A 16,726-nucleotide genomic window follows, 5' to 3' on the forward strand; every position below is an offset into this window, starting at 1 on the left:
GGTTTACTGTTGATGGTTGACGGTTGATTGTCAGTCGAAAAGCTGATGATATCATGTCCGTTCGAGCGATCGCGATTTTTGTAGGGGCGAGTTCAGCAACAATACTTGCGAATAATTGACACTCTCAAAAACCCGCCCCGACCGGGATATTATGGTTAATCGATCGGACATGATATGACTAGATTTTACAATTCCGATGCTACCGGATTGGATATTAATGAAAAAAATCATATTATTTACTTTATATCTAATTCCTGTCCTCTTATTAATCGGATTTGTAGCGAATTTTAGCGTTAACGTTCCCGTTGATGACGAGTGGAGGTTAGCTAGCCTTTTTGAAAAAATAGCTGCGGGAAATGTAACTTTTAACGATTTTTGGGCTTTGCACAGCAACCACCGTATACTTTTCCCTAAAATAATTATTGCGGTGCTGGCTTTTGCTTCCCGATGGAATATTAATTATCAGTTGTGTCTCAGCATAGGTTTGGCTGCGATAACTTTTATCGCTATGTATAAATTATCCTCGATGCAAGTTAAGAAGATCGCGGATGATTTGTGGCCTTTAGCTAATATTTTAACTTGTATTTTGCTTTTCTCTCTAGTTCAGTACGAAAACTGGCTTTGGGGATTTCAATTAGCGTGGTTTTTCGTAAATTTGTGTTTTGTCGCTGCGGTTTATGCGCTGGTTTCACCTCACAAATTATTGCCTAATATAGCGGTTTTTAATCGGATGAAACAGAGATGTTGCACCACGATTAATAAGCTATTTAGGAACGGGCAAGATGCCCGTTCCACAAGAAGATTGAATTTTTGTGGGACGGGCATCTTGCCCGTTCTGGAGAATGATGCAACACCTCAGATCGAACAGAGTAGGGACACGGCACTGTCGTGTCCCTACGATATTCAAATATCGATTGCGGCTGGATTCTGCTTTATTGCCAGTTTTTCCCTGGCGCAAGGCTTGCTTTCTTGGTTGGCTGCAATTCCGGCTGTGGTGGCTGTAGAAGGAAATGCGGCGCAGAAAAGAAAAAGACTTATTGTCTGGATGCTGCTGTTTGCGACAACTTGTGCTGTTTACTCAATTGATTATCATCCCAGTCGGAAAACAAGTATTATTTCATTGTTGAATAAGCCGTTTGTGGTGATTGATTACTTTTTAAGTTTGCTGGGTTCGCCAATTGTGCGATCGCCTGGAATTTCAGCATTAGTTGGATTGCTAATAGTTGCAAGTTTCTTATTTTTGGTATTCTATTTCTTTGTCATTGGGAACCCTGCGAAGCTATCTCCCGCCCCTGCGATTCCTTCGCCCCAGGCAATGACAGATAGGAATGATATTGCTGAAAGCTATAGCAATCCCAACTCAGTTATGAACGTGGTTCAGGCTGCGACGCTGGACGGGCAAGATGCCCATCCCACAATTCATTTAGGATTACGGCAAGATACTCATTCCAATATTGATTTAGGAGTGCCATATCAGGCTTTACCTTGGCTGTCAATAGGTTTTTTTTCGGTTTTATCGGCTCTGTTTATTACGGCGGGAAGGGCTGAATTTGGGGCAATTCAGGCGCTAGAATCGTCTAGATATACGACTAATTCTATTTTGCTATTAATTGCTGTGGTTCAGCTAGGGCAATTGTTTGTTAGAGGTAATTATCAAGAAACAAAAGCAACGTTAAGACGTAATTATAAATTTATTTATCGGGTAGTTGCAGGGCTGTTAATTGCTACAATTATTGTTAACTCTCAACAGGCGATCGCCCAATCTAGATCGGCACTTATTTACAAACAAGGTGCTCAAGATTGTTTGCACTTAATTAACTATCTGGAACCCTCGGATTTTTTCAAAAATTCGCAGGAAAGCTGTTTGAGGGTGCTGAGCAAAAAAACTTGGCTGGTGAGAGAAGGCGCTGCAATAATCGACAAAATAGGTTGGATAAAGTTCGCGAAAAATGTAGAGTTTATTTCTAATACCGAGAAAGTTTACGGTTATTTAGACAAACCTCAAACTAGCGATAAATCCTTGACTGTTAAGCAAAATGATGCTGTCAAGGCTGCTGGTTGGGCGGTTTTGCCAGAAAAATTGAAACAGCCGAATATTGTACTGCTATCTGTCGGCGATAAACAATCTTTTTTTGCTAACGCTTATGTAAATTTGGACAGTCCCGACATTGCTGAGAGTTTAAAATCTGAGTTATACAATAATGCCAGGTGGGCTGTTGATTTGTCGGATAATAATTTGCCGATCGCCCAAACTGAAATTAAAGCTTGGGTGTATAATCCTGTTGACAACCAGTTTGTCCAGTTGCGCGGAGGATGAGGAGTGAAAATTTCTGTGATTATACCAGCTCACAATGAGGAGGGCTGTTTGTACGGTACTGTGCGGGCGATCGCCCAGATGCTCGAATTAGAAGGCATTCCGCACGAAATTTTGATTGTGAATGACAACAGTGTCGATCGAACAATTGATATTTGCCAGGAGTTGTCAGAGACTTTTCCCACAGTTAGATACATCAACAATCAACCTCCCAACGGTTTCGGATTTGCTGTGCGCCGGGGATTGGCGGAATTTGACGGAGATGCTGCGGCAATTGTGATGGCGGATGCTTCCGACGATCCGATGGATTTGGTAGCAGGATACCGCAAGTTGCAAGAAGGATATGATTGCGTTTTCGGTTCCCGCTTTATCAAAGGTGGTGTTATAGTTGATTATCCAATTCACAAGTTAGCAATTAACCGCTTAGCAAACTGGTTTGTCAAAAGTATTTTCGGCTTGCGGTACAGCGATGTCACCAATGCTTTTAAAATTTACCGCCGAGAAGTAATTGAAGGCGTACAACCAATTTTGAGCCATCATTTTAATTTGACAGTGGAACTGCCTTTAAAAGCAATTGTTCGGGGTTTTTCCTATACGGTGATTCCTCTCAGGTGGTACAATCGGACTGCTGGTATTTCTAAGCTGAAAATCAAAGAGATGGGCAGTCGATATTTGTTTATTGTCTTGTATGTCTGGCTCGAAAAACATCTGTCTCGCGGCGACTACCACCGGACTAGAAAGATAGCAAAATTAAAAGTGAATGCCTGAGAGAATTTTAATTGTTGGTGGTGCGGGTTTTATCGGCAGTTGTTTGGCAATTGGCCTGAAGAAACTGCACCCAGAATGGCAAATAATTTGTTTAGATAACCTGCGTCGCCGGGGCTCGGAATTGAATCTGCCTCGGCTTAAAAGTTGCGGGATTCAGTTTGTTTACGGGGATATTCGCACAGCGGCGGATTTAGATCCAGTTGCACTCAATGCTGACTGCATTATAGATTGTGCTGCGGAGCCTTCTGTGCTGGCTGGTTTTAGTTCGCCTCAGTACGTTTTGCAGACGAATTTACTGGGCACTGTAAATGTTTTGGAGTTGGCGAGACAAACGGGTGCGAGTTTGCTGTTTTTGTCTACGAGTCGGGTTTATCCGATCGCCAGTGTCAAGTCTGTTAAACTGTTGGAATTGCCGAATAGATTTGCGATCGCCCCTGAGCAAACTTTACCCGGTATATCTGAGTTGGGCATATCAGAAGACTTCCCATTAAAAGGACACCGTTCGCTTTACGGAGCAACTAAATTAGCTTCGGAATTGCTGATTGAGGAATACAGGGAAGCATACAATGTGCCGGCAATTATTAACCGTTGCGGGTTAATTACCGGTGCTTGGCAAATGGGTAAAGTAGATCAGGGAGTTTGCGGTTTGTGGGTGGCGGCTCACTATTTTCAAAAGTCGCTGAGTTATATCGGTTTTGGCGGCAGCGGGAAGCAAGTTAGGGATTTGCTGCACGTTGAAGATTTGTTGAGGTTAGTTAATTATCAATTAGAACATTTTGCGGAATTTGACGGCGAAGTTTTTAATGTTGGCGGCGGTTTGAGCAACAGTCTTTCTTTGGTTGAGACAACTGATTTGTGTCAAAAGATTACGGGGAAATCGATTCCGATTCCTCCTGTTTTGGAGGAACGCGCGGGGGATATTCCGATTTTTATTACTGATTCTTCTAGGGTGATGGAGAAAACAGGATGGCGGCCTGTTATTGGGCCGGAAGCAGCTTTGCAGGATATTTATAATTGGATTGCTGCTAATGAGGTGGTTTTAAGTTCGATTTTGTAGGGATCTTTTAACTACAGATGCACGCTGGCCAGACGCCTGTGCCGCAATAATAGCCTTCATCCCCAAACTTCTGTCAAATCCAAAACAAACCCCGGCAACACATCTTCACCCGACAAAGTTTCAGGATTTTCCAGCACTTCTACATCTTGACTTTGCCTGTAAATCTCCACTTTTCTGTTTTTCCTATCTATCAACCAACCTAAACGAACCTGGTTTTCCATGTATTCTTTCATTTTCTCTCGCAGTGGCTTCATATTGTCACTTTTAGAACGAAGTTCTACCACAAAATCAGGACTTAAGGGAAGAAAGCCTTCTTTTTGTTCTGGGGTGAGTGCGTCCCACCTTTCTTGACGCACCCAAGACGCATCAGGAGAGCGATCTGCCCCATTTGGCAGGTGAAAACCAGTAGAAGAATTAAATGCTTTACCGAGTCTAGTCCGCCGATTCCACAGCCAGAGTTGCCCTTCTATATCCAGATTTCGATATCCTGTTTCGCCTCCGGTTGGTGGGTTCACGATTAATTCTCCTGTTGCTGTGCGTTCTAATTGTAACTCTCGATTGGCGATGGTCAATTCAACGAACTGTTCGCGGGTAACGGTGAGTGTTAGTGTTAGTGGAATATTGAGTGCAAGGGCGGCGGATGATTGAGTTTGTGTCATCATTTTTGTCCTCAAAGTGATGCTTTAATGGCAGATTCATCCTAATTGGGCTAAGCCCGAAATGCGGGATACTTTGTAACTTTTATGATAACACTTAAAAGTGCCATCTACAAAGTGCGATCGGCCTTTTGTCAACCAAAGGTCGATCGCATCTGGTATCATAGAAAAAAAGTTCCCCGCCCCGACGCAAAAACATGATAACTTCTACAGTTGTTGCCCCATCGAAAGTCTATTCTCTAGAAGCATGGATGGAAAGTCCACCGGATCTGCAAGAGTGGGTTGATGGCGAATTATTGGAGAAAAATGGCATGACTCTCAAGCATAGCGAAGTACAGGGAAATCTTTACTTTTGTTGGAGAAACTACAAAGACTCCAGCGGACAGGGAGGAAAAGTTTATACCGATGTTCCCTGCCGCACAAACAAGCAGGGGCGCTATCCTGATGTTGCCTACCTTCCCCCGGAATTAGCAGCACAATTTGGCAATCTCAAAGTGCTGCCGCAAAGTTTTCCTCTATGTGCTGAAATTGTTTCGCCAACAGATTTGGCGGAAGATGTAATTGCTAAAGCTACAGAATATTTAGAATCGGGAAGTGAGGAAGTTTGGCTGGTATATCCTGAAAACCAATGGATTATTGTAGTAACAAAACAAAGCAGAAGCATCTTTATTGCTGGGGAATCTGTTACCACTCAAATTGTTTTACCGGGTTTTAGCATTCCAGTAGATGAGTTATTAAAATGAGCGCTTTCCCTACATTCTCATTTTCAGCCTCCGACGGCAAGTGTCGATATTGAGGAAGATACTCAATTGTTTGGTTTCGCTGCTTTAACAAACATTTGCCCTCCCAAAAAACGCCACAAAAAAGGCAATTTCAAGTAAATTTTTAACAGCAAGGGCGAGGCCGGTCTGCCTTTCGTCGAAAAGGGTAAAAATCTCGGTACAATCAGGTCAATTTCAAACCCGACAGTTTGTAAAAGCTCTTGCAGCGATAAATGCGTTATCGGTAATTGATGGTCGATAAAATCGTAGTATTCCTTGTAGGAATATTTAAAATTAGGCTGAATTACCAATAGAGAACCGCTAGGCTTGAGGGCCTCGAAGCAAAAAGAGATAATTTCTACAAGTTCCTCTTTGTTGCGGAGGTGTTCAAAAAAATTTGATATAAAAATACTATCGAACTGTTCGGTAAAAGATGTGTAATCTTCCAAATTAAACACATCAATATTAACCACATTTACATCAGCATTAGCAAATAACTTTGAATCGGGATTAAGATCAATTAGATATTTTTTTTTAGCCCGAATTTGATTGATAAACTCGCAGTAACCGCCGCCAATATCTAAAACTGCTGATTCGGGAGGAACATAATATTGTAAAAATTCGTCAATTAAAACTTTCCAGAGTGCCACCTTGGCTTGCAGTTGTCGGGAATCAAATCGGTTGGCATACAACTTTTTGAGATATGTGTCAGTTTTCATAGTAAAATAGCCTAGACTGAGTATGAGTTTATCACGCGATACAGCCAACTATGAATGTTATATCTACTGAAATACCGGAAGTTCTGATTATTGAGCCGAAAATTTTCGGAGACGATCGCGGTTTCTTTTTTGAGAGTTTCAATCACAAAGCTTTTGTCGAAAAAACAGGCGTGACGGCCGAATTTGTGCAAGACAATCATTCCAAATCCTCTAAAAATGTGCTGCGCGGTTTGCACTACCAACTGCAGCAGCCTCAAGGCAAATTGCTACGGGTAGTTGCTGGCGAAATATTTGATGTAGCGGTGGATATTAGACAAAGTTCGCCGAATTTTGGAAAGTGGGTGGGGTGTTTGCTGAGTGCAGAAAATAAACGGCAATTTTGGGTGCCGGCGGGATTTGCTCACGGTTTTTTAGTGGTTTCCCAGACTGCTGAAGTTTTGTACAAAACTACAGATTATTATGCACCGGCACACGAGCGGTGTATCCTGTGGAATGACCCGGATTTGGCGATCGACTGGCCGCTAGATGGTGCCCAACCAATCTTATCAGCTAAAGACCAAGCTGGACAAACGTTGAAAACAGCTCAAGTGTTTTGATTATGAAAATTTTACTCGCAGGCGGCAGCGGACAGCTAGCTCAAGAATTGCAGCCGATTTTATTATCTTCGGGAGAGGTTATTGCGGTCGATCGCACTCGCCTCGACTTATCCCAACCGGAAAGCATCCGTCAAGCAATGGCTGAAATTCAACCGGATTTAGTCGTCAATGGGGGTGCTTACACTGCGGTAGACAAAGCAGAAAGCGAACCGGAATTAGCAAACGCCATCAACGGTATTGCACCCGGAATTCTCGCAGAAGAATGCGAAAAACTGGGAGCAAGTTTGATTCACTTTTCCACTGATTATGTATTTGACGGCAGCCACGGTTCTCCTTATCTGGAAACAGATTCTACTAACCCGCTAGGAAGTTACGGCAAATCTAAATTAGCAGGCGAGGAAGCAATTCGGCAAGCGGGAAACCGACATATTATTATTAGAACCGCGTGGGTTTACGGCAATGGTGGCAAAGGTAATTTTGTCAAAACCATGCTGAGGTTGGGAAAGGAAAGGGAAGAAATTCGAGTAGTAGCAGATCAGATCGGAAGCCCTACTTGGACGGGCGATTTAAGTGCGGCGACTTCGCAAATTATTCCTCTCCTTGGGCCAGAAAGTTTTGGGACTTATCAGTACACTAACAGCGGTGTTTGTAGTTGGTACGATTTTGCGATCGCCATTTTTGAGGAAGCAGCACAACTCGGCTTACCCCTAAAAGTTCAGCGCGTAATTCCCATCACCACCGCCGAATATCCGACACCCGCAAAACGTCCGGCTTTTTCTGTCCTCTCTACGGTAAAAATATCAGCACTTCTAGGCACGTATCCTCCCCACTGGCGGCAAGGGCTCAGACAAATGCTGGCAAGAGAAGTCAGTCGATTTTAGATTTTAGATTTTAGATTTTAGATTTACTTGCAGCATTGAATCTGGGAGTTTGAACTTTAGTCTAAAATTTAGGGATTCAGGACAATAGGACTTATCCACAGGTGGCCAGAAACCGGGTTTTTTACGAAAATCCTTCGCTGTAGCCTAGAGATTAAATAAAAAACCCGGTTTCTTTGTCGGGAGTGCATCGCTAAACCTGCCCCATTAATTAAAAATACCCCATGTCTGAATCCATGAAAATCAAGCAACAATATATTTTAATTGCCGCATCAGTTCTCGGCATTCTAATACCAGCTTCATATATTTTGTACTTGATATCGCAAGCGGGAGACTTGTCTAATTTTGATTATTGGTGGATGACGTGGAATTTTTATTCAGTAGACGGTTTGTCTACAAATCCTTTTAATTGGATATTTCGGGCGAACGAGCATTTTGTCTTGATTCCGGCAATTATTTATGGCTTGAATATAGTTGTCACCCAAGGTTCAAATATTGGTTTGTGTTTAGTTGCCTGGTTCTTGGCTTGGATTCAGTGCCACGTATTAATTGCTCTGCTGCCGTTAAATTTGAGGCGTTTTCCGCTGCAATTTATCTCGCTACTCCTTTGCATTTCTATTTTTAATTTTACTCCGGCGGCGGCTCACAATTGGATGCGGGGATTCAGTGGCGTTCACTGGATAATTGCTAATTTATTTGTGATTTGTTCGATATTTTGTTTGCAATCCTATGTGACGCTTTTGTCAAGAAAGAGGGACGCGGAGCCTCTGGCTCTTCATTCCCAGGCAGAGCCTGGTAACGAAGGATGGAAACAAAATAAGTGGGTAATTGGCAGCATTGTTTTTGGCGTTTTAGGCTGTATTAGTTACAGCACTCCTTTAGCTTTGTGGCCGATATTGTGTGCTGCTGCTGTTGTGCTGCGGTTTCCTCGGCGAATAACTTATTTGTATTTCATTGCTTCGATTGCAGTGATTGGGATTTATTTTTTAACTTATAAAACTCCCTCTCATCACCCTTCTTTAACTAAAATTAACCCGCTGAAAACTCTCGAATATATTCCCATTTATCTCGGCGGAATTTTTAGCGAAAATATTATTGTTGCTTCAATTATTGGTATAATTGGTTTGATTGCAACGACGGGTTTTGTGGGTTATTGGCTATTTGTAAAAAAGGTCGCTCGCCCGGATTGGCTGCCTTGGCTATCAATCCAACTTTACACGCTGCAAACGGCGTTAATGGCCGCGGTTAGTCGATCGGGATTTGGCGTCGAACAAGCCACCGCTTCCCGTTACGCCACACTCCCAGCCTTGTTTTGGATGAGCACAATTGTGCTGACAGTATTGTGGGTGCGCGAGTTGCAGCCAACACCAAGAATTCAAGGGCGTTGGCTGACACCGCTGTTTGCAGTCGCCACAGTCGCGATTATTTTAATGTATGGGGTGGGAGGCGAAACTGCAATGGCGATCGCCCGCAGAGCAACCTATCAGCCGTTAGTAGCATTATCACTGCAATTAGGCATCACCGACGTAACGCTAATTAAAGACCGCGTAGGCAACAAACCCGCCGCTTTTGTCGGGTTAATCGACGCCTTAAAAACTAACAACTTAGTGCCATTTAACCGAGACATCAAAAAACACAATTTTTGTGCAGCATTAGACACAAAAATCGACGCAAATTTACTGTCAGCGCCCAAAGACGGAGTACCCGGATATTTTGATACAGTAACTAAACTCGCACCCGCCGCCTCCAGAGTAATTGGCTGGGTAGGAGACCCCGAAAACAATGTAAAATGTATTGCCATTCTCAACCAAGAAAATGTCGTCCGAGGTTTCGCCATGTCAGGATTTCCCCGCCCAGATTTAGTTAAATTGTTTGGCCCTTCCTACGAATTTGCAGCTTGGAGAGGATATATTCAAACATCACCAACAGATAAATTATTGACAGCCTATGCCTCCTTTAAAAACCGCCAAAGTTGGGTAGCCTTGCGAAACTCCCAAGTTATCAATAAAAACTAAAAAACCTCTCTTTCTCCTCCTCTGCGCCCTCTGCGCCCTCTGCGGTTAATAAAAAAATCTCATTGACAACACAAATGAAATAGAATAGCCCTATGCCAAAACATCTCAGCTTCGTAATCCCAGTTCACAACGAAGAAGCCACCATAAAATTGCTGTTTGACAAAATCCAAATTGTCATGTTCCAAACAGCAATTGACAGTTACGAAGTCATTTTCATAGATGACGGTAGCCGCGATTATTCCTGGCAAGAAATCACAGATTTAGCCAACAAACATCCCAAACTAATTAAAGCGATTAAAATGCGCCGCAACTTTGGCAAATCCGCCGCACTTTCAGCAGGATTTCGCAATGCAGCCGGGTTAATTATCTTTACTCTCGATGCTGACCTTCAGGATGACCCCGCTGAAATTCCCAAATTCTTACATCATTTAGAATCGGGATTTGATTTAGTTTCAGGTTGGCGAAAACAGCGGAACGACCCGCTTTCTAAAACTTTACCTTCCAAGCTGTTTAATGCCGTTGCGTGTTTGCTGACTGGGGTGCAAATGCACGATATGAATTGCGGTTTTAAAGCTTACCGTAGAGAAGTTTTGCAGTCTATTAAATTGTACGGGGAATTGCACCGCTACATTCCAGCTTTAGCAAACAATTTAGGGTTTAAAATTGGCGAAGTAGTTGTGGAACATCATCCGCGAAAGCACGGAAAATCAAATTACGGCTGGGAACGTTATGCGCGGGGATTTATTGATTTGTTGACGGTGTTAGCCACGACGCAGTATTTGCACAAACCGGGTCATTTGTTTGGGGGTTTGGGATTGTGTTTTGGCTTGGTTGGAACTGTTTCGCTGAGTTATTTGATAGTTATTTGGTTTCTGAATTTGGCGGGGATGAATTTTGGGCCGATCGGGAATCGACCTTTGTTATTTTTTGGGATTTTGTGTACAATTCTGTCGGTGCAGTTGATTTCTTTGGGGATTTTAGCTGAGTTGATGGCGCGGAATGTGGATGCTGATTATGTGGACAAGCAAATTAGCGAAATTATTGATGATTCGGGTTTTGATATTTAACCACATATCTGATTCTGCGGTTGAAACCGCTTCTATACAAACAAAGTCTGCCTTCGCAGACTGAATAAATATCTCATGTTTTCAAGAATAGTATTATCTAATTTTAAACAGTATCCATTTGCCTTCTTTCTCTACTATTTCTCCGTCAATATTTGGATGCCAATCGCTGCGAGTCAGGATATAATCGGCATGATAGTTTTTGGCTACTTTGACTAAATCTGCACTGCTGCGGCGGAGAAAAAAGTCATTTCCTCCCCAAATCATTTGCGGGTTTAAGGGGACTCCTAAAACGGTTTCCATGCGAGTTTGCCATTCTTTGATGCCTTTTTCGGTAAAGGGAAAGTTCTTGAAATTGACGACAATCGCTCTTTCGGAGAAAAACTGGAAGCTGGTAACTGAAGGTGGAATTAATACGAGTGAATCGCGGCTGCTACTTTGCGAAAATCGCACAGCTAATTTGCTTAAGTCGTCTCTGGGAACGGTATTGATATTAACTCTTGTTTGAAATACATTTAATATAGGTTTGGGGAGAATTCCTGCTATTCCACAAACTAAGGTGGCGGTAGTTATTAAGGCTAAGGTGTGAGTTAAACTCTGTTTTATAGATGTAGCTAGGGATGTTTGTTCTAAAATGAATGGGAAGGCGAGGATTGAGAAAAAGATTGGGATGCTAATTATTCGATCGCCCATTATTTCCCATGAATCAGTCACCGGATATATCACGCTGTAAATTACCGTGCCGGCTGCTATAATCCACAAGAATATATTATATCGTTTTGGAAATACGTATTTTTTTGTTTGCCAAACTGATAATCCTAAGAAAATGATACCCCTAAAAGGCAAAGTTAGTACAGCTAACAGCAACAAGCTAACAGCTATTTGTTTTTCTCTGTAAAGTTGCTCGACCGTCAAAGCAACAGCAATAAATATAATTAATTGAGCAAAAGGTACGGTTCTAGCTAACTGTAGTTTGGCGATAAAAGCCACCGGGTAAATTTCTACAAATATGTAATTTAGAAACAGTGCAAAAATTGATGTGCCAACAATTACATAAAAATTAATCTTGTCTTCTTTTGGCAATAAATCGGAATTTTTGATGCACAGCAAGCCACCCATTATGAAACATATAAAGTTGAACCAATTCCCGACATCCCAATTTGACGGGAGGATGTGGTGGGGGTTGCGGACTTTCGCGTGAATGTAGACAAACTGGGCGTTGTCGATAGTGTGAGTGCTGGTAGTACCTGTTAATAACATCGGTACGTAAACGATACTTGCCATTGCTGCTAAAAGTGCGATCGCCAAAATCAATGTTTTGAAATTCCGCTGTCTTACAGATTCAATAAATAAAACGGGAACCATCATCAATCCCGGCAACAAGCCCACTAAAAATTGCAGCAAACAACCCAGCCCAAAAAAGAAATATCCTGTCAGCCATTTTTGGCGCAAACTAAAGTAAATTCCCCAGATTGCGAAACCCATTGCGAAGGTACTGGGTACTGATTTGGTGGAAAATATCAGGGTGTTACCAACATCTGTAAATGAAGCGGCTATACATAAAAAAGCCATCGCTGCGGCAGGCAGTTTGGAATTAGTATAAATATTAATAATTGCGTAGCAAGCGAGGATAAATGAACCAAAGGCTAGGAATTGATAAATAAAGTGCGCTAGGGGAATGCTGGTTCCTAAGTTGGCGAGCAAATAGATAATATAATAATAGTAATATCTCGGATTAAACTTAACCATTTCCTGGACGTAATAGTCATTTTTATACAGTTCAGGATTTAGCATAAATTGAATGGGCGGCACTTCTGGAAAATTGCCTCCAATGGGGAAAATATAGCCAGTGGCCATCAGGGAGCCGATGATGACAAAAGTATAGAGAGATAGATTAAAATACCAGTGGGATTTTTGATGTTTTTGCATTGACGGTTCCACCTACCTACTGACAGCCAAATTGTTAATCTCTAGTTGGCATTGGTTTTTTAAATCCTGTTTGCTGCTACTCAATACCTCAAGCAGCAGATAAATGGGATGTTTGCCCTCAACTAATAGATTTAAGCCGATCGCACTTTTTGGACTATAAGCCATCTCTGCTGAGTCTACTAATTTACCTTGCTTGTCCCACAAAGTCAAGCGCAGGGCAACTCCCGGACATTGTTTGTTAGGTAAATTGAGTTTCCCGGTAACTTTTACTTTCTCTGAGATGGAACCTAAATACAAAAAAGATGTATCGAGTTTCTTGCTGTTTTTAATTGGATGAGTTACAATATTATATAGGTCATCCGATTGTTGACTGACTGAATAATTGGCACTTGTGTAGATTGATTGATGCAAACTAATCCAATCTAACTGCGTGCCTGGTCGATCGACTATTTGCCGCTGCATCGCCTCCAGAGTCCTAACTGCCGTTGCTGTATCAGTCGGCCGCATCCTCCGGTAAACGCTGAGTGTCACGCCGTTTTCTAGCTTAAACTGTTCCGGTAGCAATTGGAAATCGCGGGCAATTTCCCAGTTTTGAGTAAAGGCATCGTACACAACTTTAACAACATCTTGTTCGTGCGATCGCAAAACTTGTTCGTCAGTCGGTAACACCTGCTGAAAAGGTACAGCAACCACCGCATATTGTGCCTGCAACAACTCCGGTAGCGGGTAAGTATCGCGCGAGTCAATTTGCGGCCTCCCGATGGTATTTAATTTCCACCAACCCTCCGGCGGGTTTAATTTTCGGTTGGCTTGTCTGAGGATATTAGCATTAAAACTGTTAGAAGCACCGGCAATATAAATCGGTTCTTCATTCGGTGCTAATTTTCGCAGAAACTCCACTAATTTTACAACTTCGTCGTAGTCCGATCGCACTAACGGCGGAAAATTAGCCATAAACAGTCTTGACAAATCAATCTTGAGAGGAATTAACCCGACTGCGGCATTCAAAACCAGGTACAAACCCGCCGCGCCCAGCATCAAATACCGGACTTTTCCCTTGAGTGTCAGCCAAGTTGTCCAGAAAAATGTGGATAGTCCCAAAAGTGCGATCGGTGTAATATGAATTGTATAGTGCAAGTAGCCGTAACGCAAGACTAACAGCCATTCAATCAGCGACAAAACCCCAAATAACGAAACAAAAATACCCGCCGCCGGAACCAGCATTCGAGTCAGAATTCCCGCCGAAAAACCAATCAGTACCAGCAGCCAAGTACCCAAACCGTAAAAATTCGCATAACGAGTTAAAATATCATTTACAGGCAAACTCCAAGCGACATACAAACTGCGGTAGTCAACCGTCAGAGCACTGCGAGTAAAATCTCCCGCTACCAACATTAAAATAGTCAAGCTAGTTGCAGCTATCAAAACCAATTTGATGCCGGATTCAAACAAATTTTTCCAACCTTTGTTTTGAATACTTTGAAATAGCAATCCTAAATGACTTGTGGGATGGGCTTCTAGCCCGTCCCGGCTAAAAGCCTGAACCATTTTGATAACTGCCTTGGGATTGCTATACTGTATAATAAACTCGATGAAAGCCTGTAAAGTCGCGGCACCAAAAAATGCGATCGCACTATAAGCAAAATGGCGCCGCAACAGAATAGCCGCCGCCAGAAAAAACCCAATTAACGGGATTTTCCACCAAGATTTCAGCTTAACATCCTGCAAATAAACCAAAATTGCCAAGGCTACAAACACACATCCGCCAGTATCCAGATATCCCCGGAGAGTCGGTATCCAACTCATCGGAATTAATAAACTCAGCAGCACCGTTGACCAAAACACCCGGCGGGAATAAACTGGAATTAGTTTGGCAGAAATTGCCCCCAGCAACAGGCGAAACGGCAGCACATAAATCAGGGATACGCTAAGAATGTAACTCAGCCGAGAATCGCCAAATAAGAGAATAAACGGCACTAACGGCAAACAGATTAACAGGTTTTTTTCCTTAGATAGCGATTCTATAACTCCGCGCCATGCTTTATCTGGCGAGTCTCGAAATAAATTTGCCGTGTTGACTGTAGCGGTATTGTATCCCGCGTAATCCCACCAATAAAAAGTATGTTCGCTGGATACATAGATTGATGTTACTGCAACTGTTACGAGAACAACTAAAAACAAGAAAAACCCATCAATCAGAAACTTGCGAGGCGATTTAAAAGAAACACTATCAAATAATCCCATCAGTCTAGCAACCCTAAATCAATTGTATAGTCCTGGACGCACGGGTACTCAGAAACCGGGTTTTTTTGCCAATATCTTGCATCAAAACTTTTAATTTCGGTAAAAACCCGGTTTCTTTGGTATTGATGCGCGTCCAAGATTGTTACCTTAAAACACTACCTTGCAAAAAACCCTCCAACTTTTCTGCATATTGCCGATTCGCGATCGCACTTGGATGCAGGTCATGAGGTAAATTATTATTGGCAGGTATTTTCAAATCAACCGAAATATCGGCCGTAGCAATTCCCTCCTGACTTAACTCCTCCAACATCTTAGCAGAACCGGCATTAATTCCCGCAACAACTAACTTAACACCATTAGCCTCAGCCACACGGTTAAATTCTTTAATAATTGCCTTAGAAACCTCATGGCTTCTATACAATCCCTCTTCAAATTGATTGTAATTAACATCCAAAAAATGGCTTAATGCAGAAACCCGCATCAGCGGGAACTCGTGATATTCAACTTTTGCCATTTTGTAGGTAAAATTATTTTTTCCATTCAGCCTAGCATCGGGCTGGAATAGAATACCCAATTTATTCCAAGCAGCCATTTGCTTTCTTCTCGCCCTTAACAGAGTATTGCGGCGGTCATGAAATCCCGCATAAGCAATCACCGCTATTTTGGGTTTATTTCCTTGCTTTAGTGCTTCTTTAAATTGAATCAACGAGTGCAGCGTGCCGTAGCCGTTAACTCCAAAATTTACTATTTCATATTTGGGTAATTTCTCTTGCAACAACCAAGCATAAGTTTCGCTGTCATTCAATGACCAACCGTAGGTAAAAGAACAGCCAAATATCCAAATTTCAGGCTTTTTTGACGATAAATTGTAAGTATTGAGGGGATGTGTTATTCTGAGACTATTATTGAGATGAGTTGCATTAAATGAGTAATTGCCGTTAAGTGTTACCTTGAATTTACCGGGCAAATGTTTGTAGCCGAGTTCCGAGTCTTTGGTGAAAAAGTTACCTTTTGGTTCGACGGCCACATCAACATTTTCTATTTGCCAGGGTTTGTATCCCGCAACTCGCAAGACGATTTCAGCCGTGGTGGTAGATAAAAAAACTGGAAAAATTAGATAAGTTATTAATCTGAAAGCAACATTTTTAGCAATTTTTTTTTCGCTCATTAACATAATATGAAACGTCAGCAAAAGTATAATAAACTGCCATGCGAGTATTATCTAGTTCATGGATCTAATTTAATTAGATTGAGCGCACCAATATCAGCAACGGGCTAGAAGCCCGTTCCACAAAAAATAAACTTGATTGTGGAACAGGCCGGAAAGCCTGTTAAGCGAGAATAGTGCCACATCTGAGTTTAAACTCACATCTTGCACCAATATCAGCAACGGGCTAGAAGCCCGTTCCACAAGAAAATCTACTTTTTGTGGAACGGGCATCTTGCCCGTTCTTGAGAATGGTACAACATCTGAGTTTAAACTCACATCTTGCACCAATATCAGCAACGGGCTAGAAGCCCGTTCCACAAGAAATAAACTTGATTGTGGAACGGGCATCTTGCCCGTTCTTAAGAAGAGTGCAAAATATTGGTTTAAACTCACATCTTGCACCAATATCAGCAACGGGCTAGAAGCCCGTTCCACAAAAAATAAACTTGATTGTGGAACGGGCATCTTGCCCGTTCTTAAGAAGAGTGCAAAATATTGGTTTAAACTCACATCTT

Annotated in this window: 14 protein-coding genes; 8 read left to right on the forward strand and 6 right to left on the reverse strand. The window is 42.2% G+C overall.

The annotated features are described in order from the left end of the window. The first annotated feature begins 217 nt into the window (after nt 1–217). From QUB10_RS04880 to QUB10_RS04890, 3 genes are read left to right on the forward strand one after another with little or no spacing between them, the layout of a single operon-like run. The gene (locus QUB10_RS04880; RefSeq protein ID WP_333200044.1) at nt 218–2,317 is read left to right on the forward strand and encodes a hypothetical protein; all 2,100 of its coding nucleotides are present in this window, start codon (nt 218–220) and stop codon (nt 2,315–2,317) included. A gap of 3 nt (nt 2,318–2,320) precedes the next feature. Then, the gene (locus QUB10_RS04885; protein WP_333200046.1) at nt 2,321–3,082 is read left to right on the forward strand and encodes a glycosyltransferase family 2 protein; all 762 of its coding nucleotides are present in this window, start codon (nt 2,321–2,323) and stop codon (nt 3,080–3,082) included. Next, nucleotides 3,075–4,139 (forward strand): NAD-dependent epimerase/dehydratase family protein, encoded by a 1,065-nt coding sequence (locus QUB10_RS04890; RefSeq protein WP_333200048.1) that lies wholly within the window; start codon nt 3,075–3,077, stop codon nt 4,137–4,139. The genes QUB10_RS04885 and QUB10_RS04890 overlap by 8 nt, the downstream gene beginning before the upstream one ends. Before the next feature lie 56 nt (nt 4,140–4,195). On the opposite strand, the gene QUB10_RS04895 is transcribed toward QUB10_RS04890, so the two are convergent. Then, nucleotides 4,196–4,801, reverse strand: a complete 606-nt coding sequence (locus QUB10_RS04895; protein WP_333256352.1) for a Uma2 family endonuclease — start codon at nt 4,799–4,801, stop codon at nt 4,196–4,198. A 191-nt stretch (nt 4,802–4,992) separates the two neighbouring features. Between QUB10_RS04895 and QUB10_RS04900 the strand changes: the two genes are divergently transcribed. Continuing rightward, on the forward strand, nt 4,993–5,538 hold the full coding sequence (locus QUB10_RS04900) for a Uma2 family endonuclease (protein ID WP_333200053.1): 546 nt from the start codon (nt 4,993–4,995) through the stop codon (nt 5,536–5,538). Nucleotides 5,539–5,600: 62 nt separating this feature from the next. On the opposite strand, the gene QUB10_RS04905 is transcribed toward QUB10_RS04900, so the two are convergent. After that, nucleotides 5,601–6,275: a methyltransferase domain-containing protein gene (locus tag QUB10_RS04905; protein WP_333200055.1), complete on the reverse strand. Its 675-nt coding sequence runs from the start codon at nt 6,273–6,275 to the stop codon at nt 5,601–5,603. 50 nt (nt 6,276–6,325) lie between these two features. Here QUB10_RS04905 and rfbC point away from each other — a divergent pair, with 50 nt between their 5' ends. The 4 genes from rfbC (at nt 6,326) to QUB10_RS04925 (ending at nt 10,831) form a co-directional block, all read left to right on the forward strand. Further along, nucleotides 6,326–6,871, forward strand: a complete 546-nt coding sequence (gene rfbC / locus QUB10_RS04910; RefSeq protein ID WP_333142708.1) for a dTDP-4-dehydrorhamnose 3,5-epimerase — start codon at nt 6,326–6,328, stop codon at nt 6,869–6,871. 2 nt (nt 6,872–6,873) lie between these two features. Then, nucleotides 6,874–7,752 carry a dTDP-4-dehydrorhamnose reductase gene (gene rfbD / locus QUB10_RS04915; protein ID WP_333200057.1) on the forward strand — a complete coding sequence of 293 codons (879 nt, stop codon included), beginning with the start codon at nt 6,874–6,876 and terminating at the stop codon, nt 7,750–7,752. A 221-nt stretch (nt 7,753–7,973) separates the two neighbouring features. Next, nucleotides 7,974–9,764 carry a hypothetical protein gene (locus tag QUB10_RS04920; RefSeq protein WP_333200059.1) on the forward strand — a complete coding sequence of 597 codons (1,791 nt, stop codon included), beginning with the start codon at nt 7,974–7,976 and terminating at the stop codon, nt 9,762–9,764. A gap of 92 nt (nt 9,765–9,856) precedes the next feature. Further along, the gene (locus QUB10_RS04925; protein ID WP_333200060.1) at nt 9,857–10,831 is read left to right on the forward strand and encodes a glycosyltransferase family 2 protein; all 975 of its coding nucleotides are present in this window, start codon (nt 9,857–9,859) and stop codon (nt 10,829–10,831) included. A gap of 93 nt (nt 10,832–10,924) precedes the next feature. On the opposite strand, the gene QUB10_RS04930 is transcribed toward QUB10_RS04925, so the two are convergent. The 4 genes from QUB10_RS04930 to QUB10_RS04945 form a co-directional block, all read right to left on the reverse strand. Continuing rightward, complete coding sequence (locus tag QUB10_RS04930; protein ID WP_333200062.1) at nt 10,925–12,757, reverse strand: DUF6798 domain-containing protein; 1,833 nt, start codon at nt 12,755–12,757, stop codon at nt 10,925–10,927. A gap of 12 nt (nt 12,758–12,769) precedes the next feature. After that, entirely contained in the window at nt 12,770–15,001 is a 2,232-nt protein-coding gene (locus QUB10_RS04935; protein ID WP_333200064.1) for a hypothetical protein, read from the reverse strand. A gap of 142 nt (nt 15,002–15,143) precedes the next feature. Beyond that, complete coding sequence (locus tag QUB10_RS04940) at nt 15,144–16,169, reverse strand: SGNH/GDSL hydrolase family protein (protein WP_333200065.1); 1,026 nt, start codon at nt 16,167–16,169, stop codon at nt 15,144–15,146. Nucleotides 16,170–16,265: 96 nt separating this feature from the next. Next, on the reverse strand, nt 16,266–16,726 hold a 461-nt coding region (locus QUB10_RS04945), incomplete at its 5' end, for a hypothetical protein (protein WP_333200067.1).

The sequence above is a fragment of the Microcoleus sp. B5-D4 genome, from assembly GCF_036705145.1.
Classification (GTDB): domain Bacteria; phylum Cyanobacteriota; class Cyanobacteriia; order Cyanobacteriales; family Microcoleaceae; genus Microcoleus.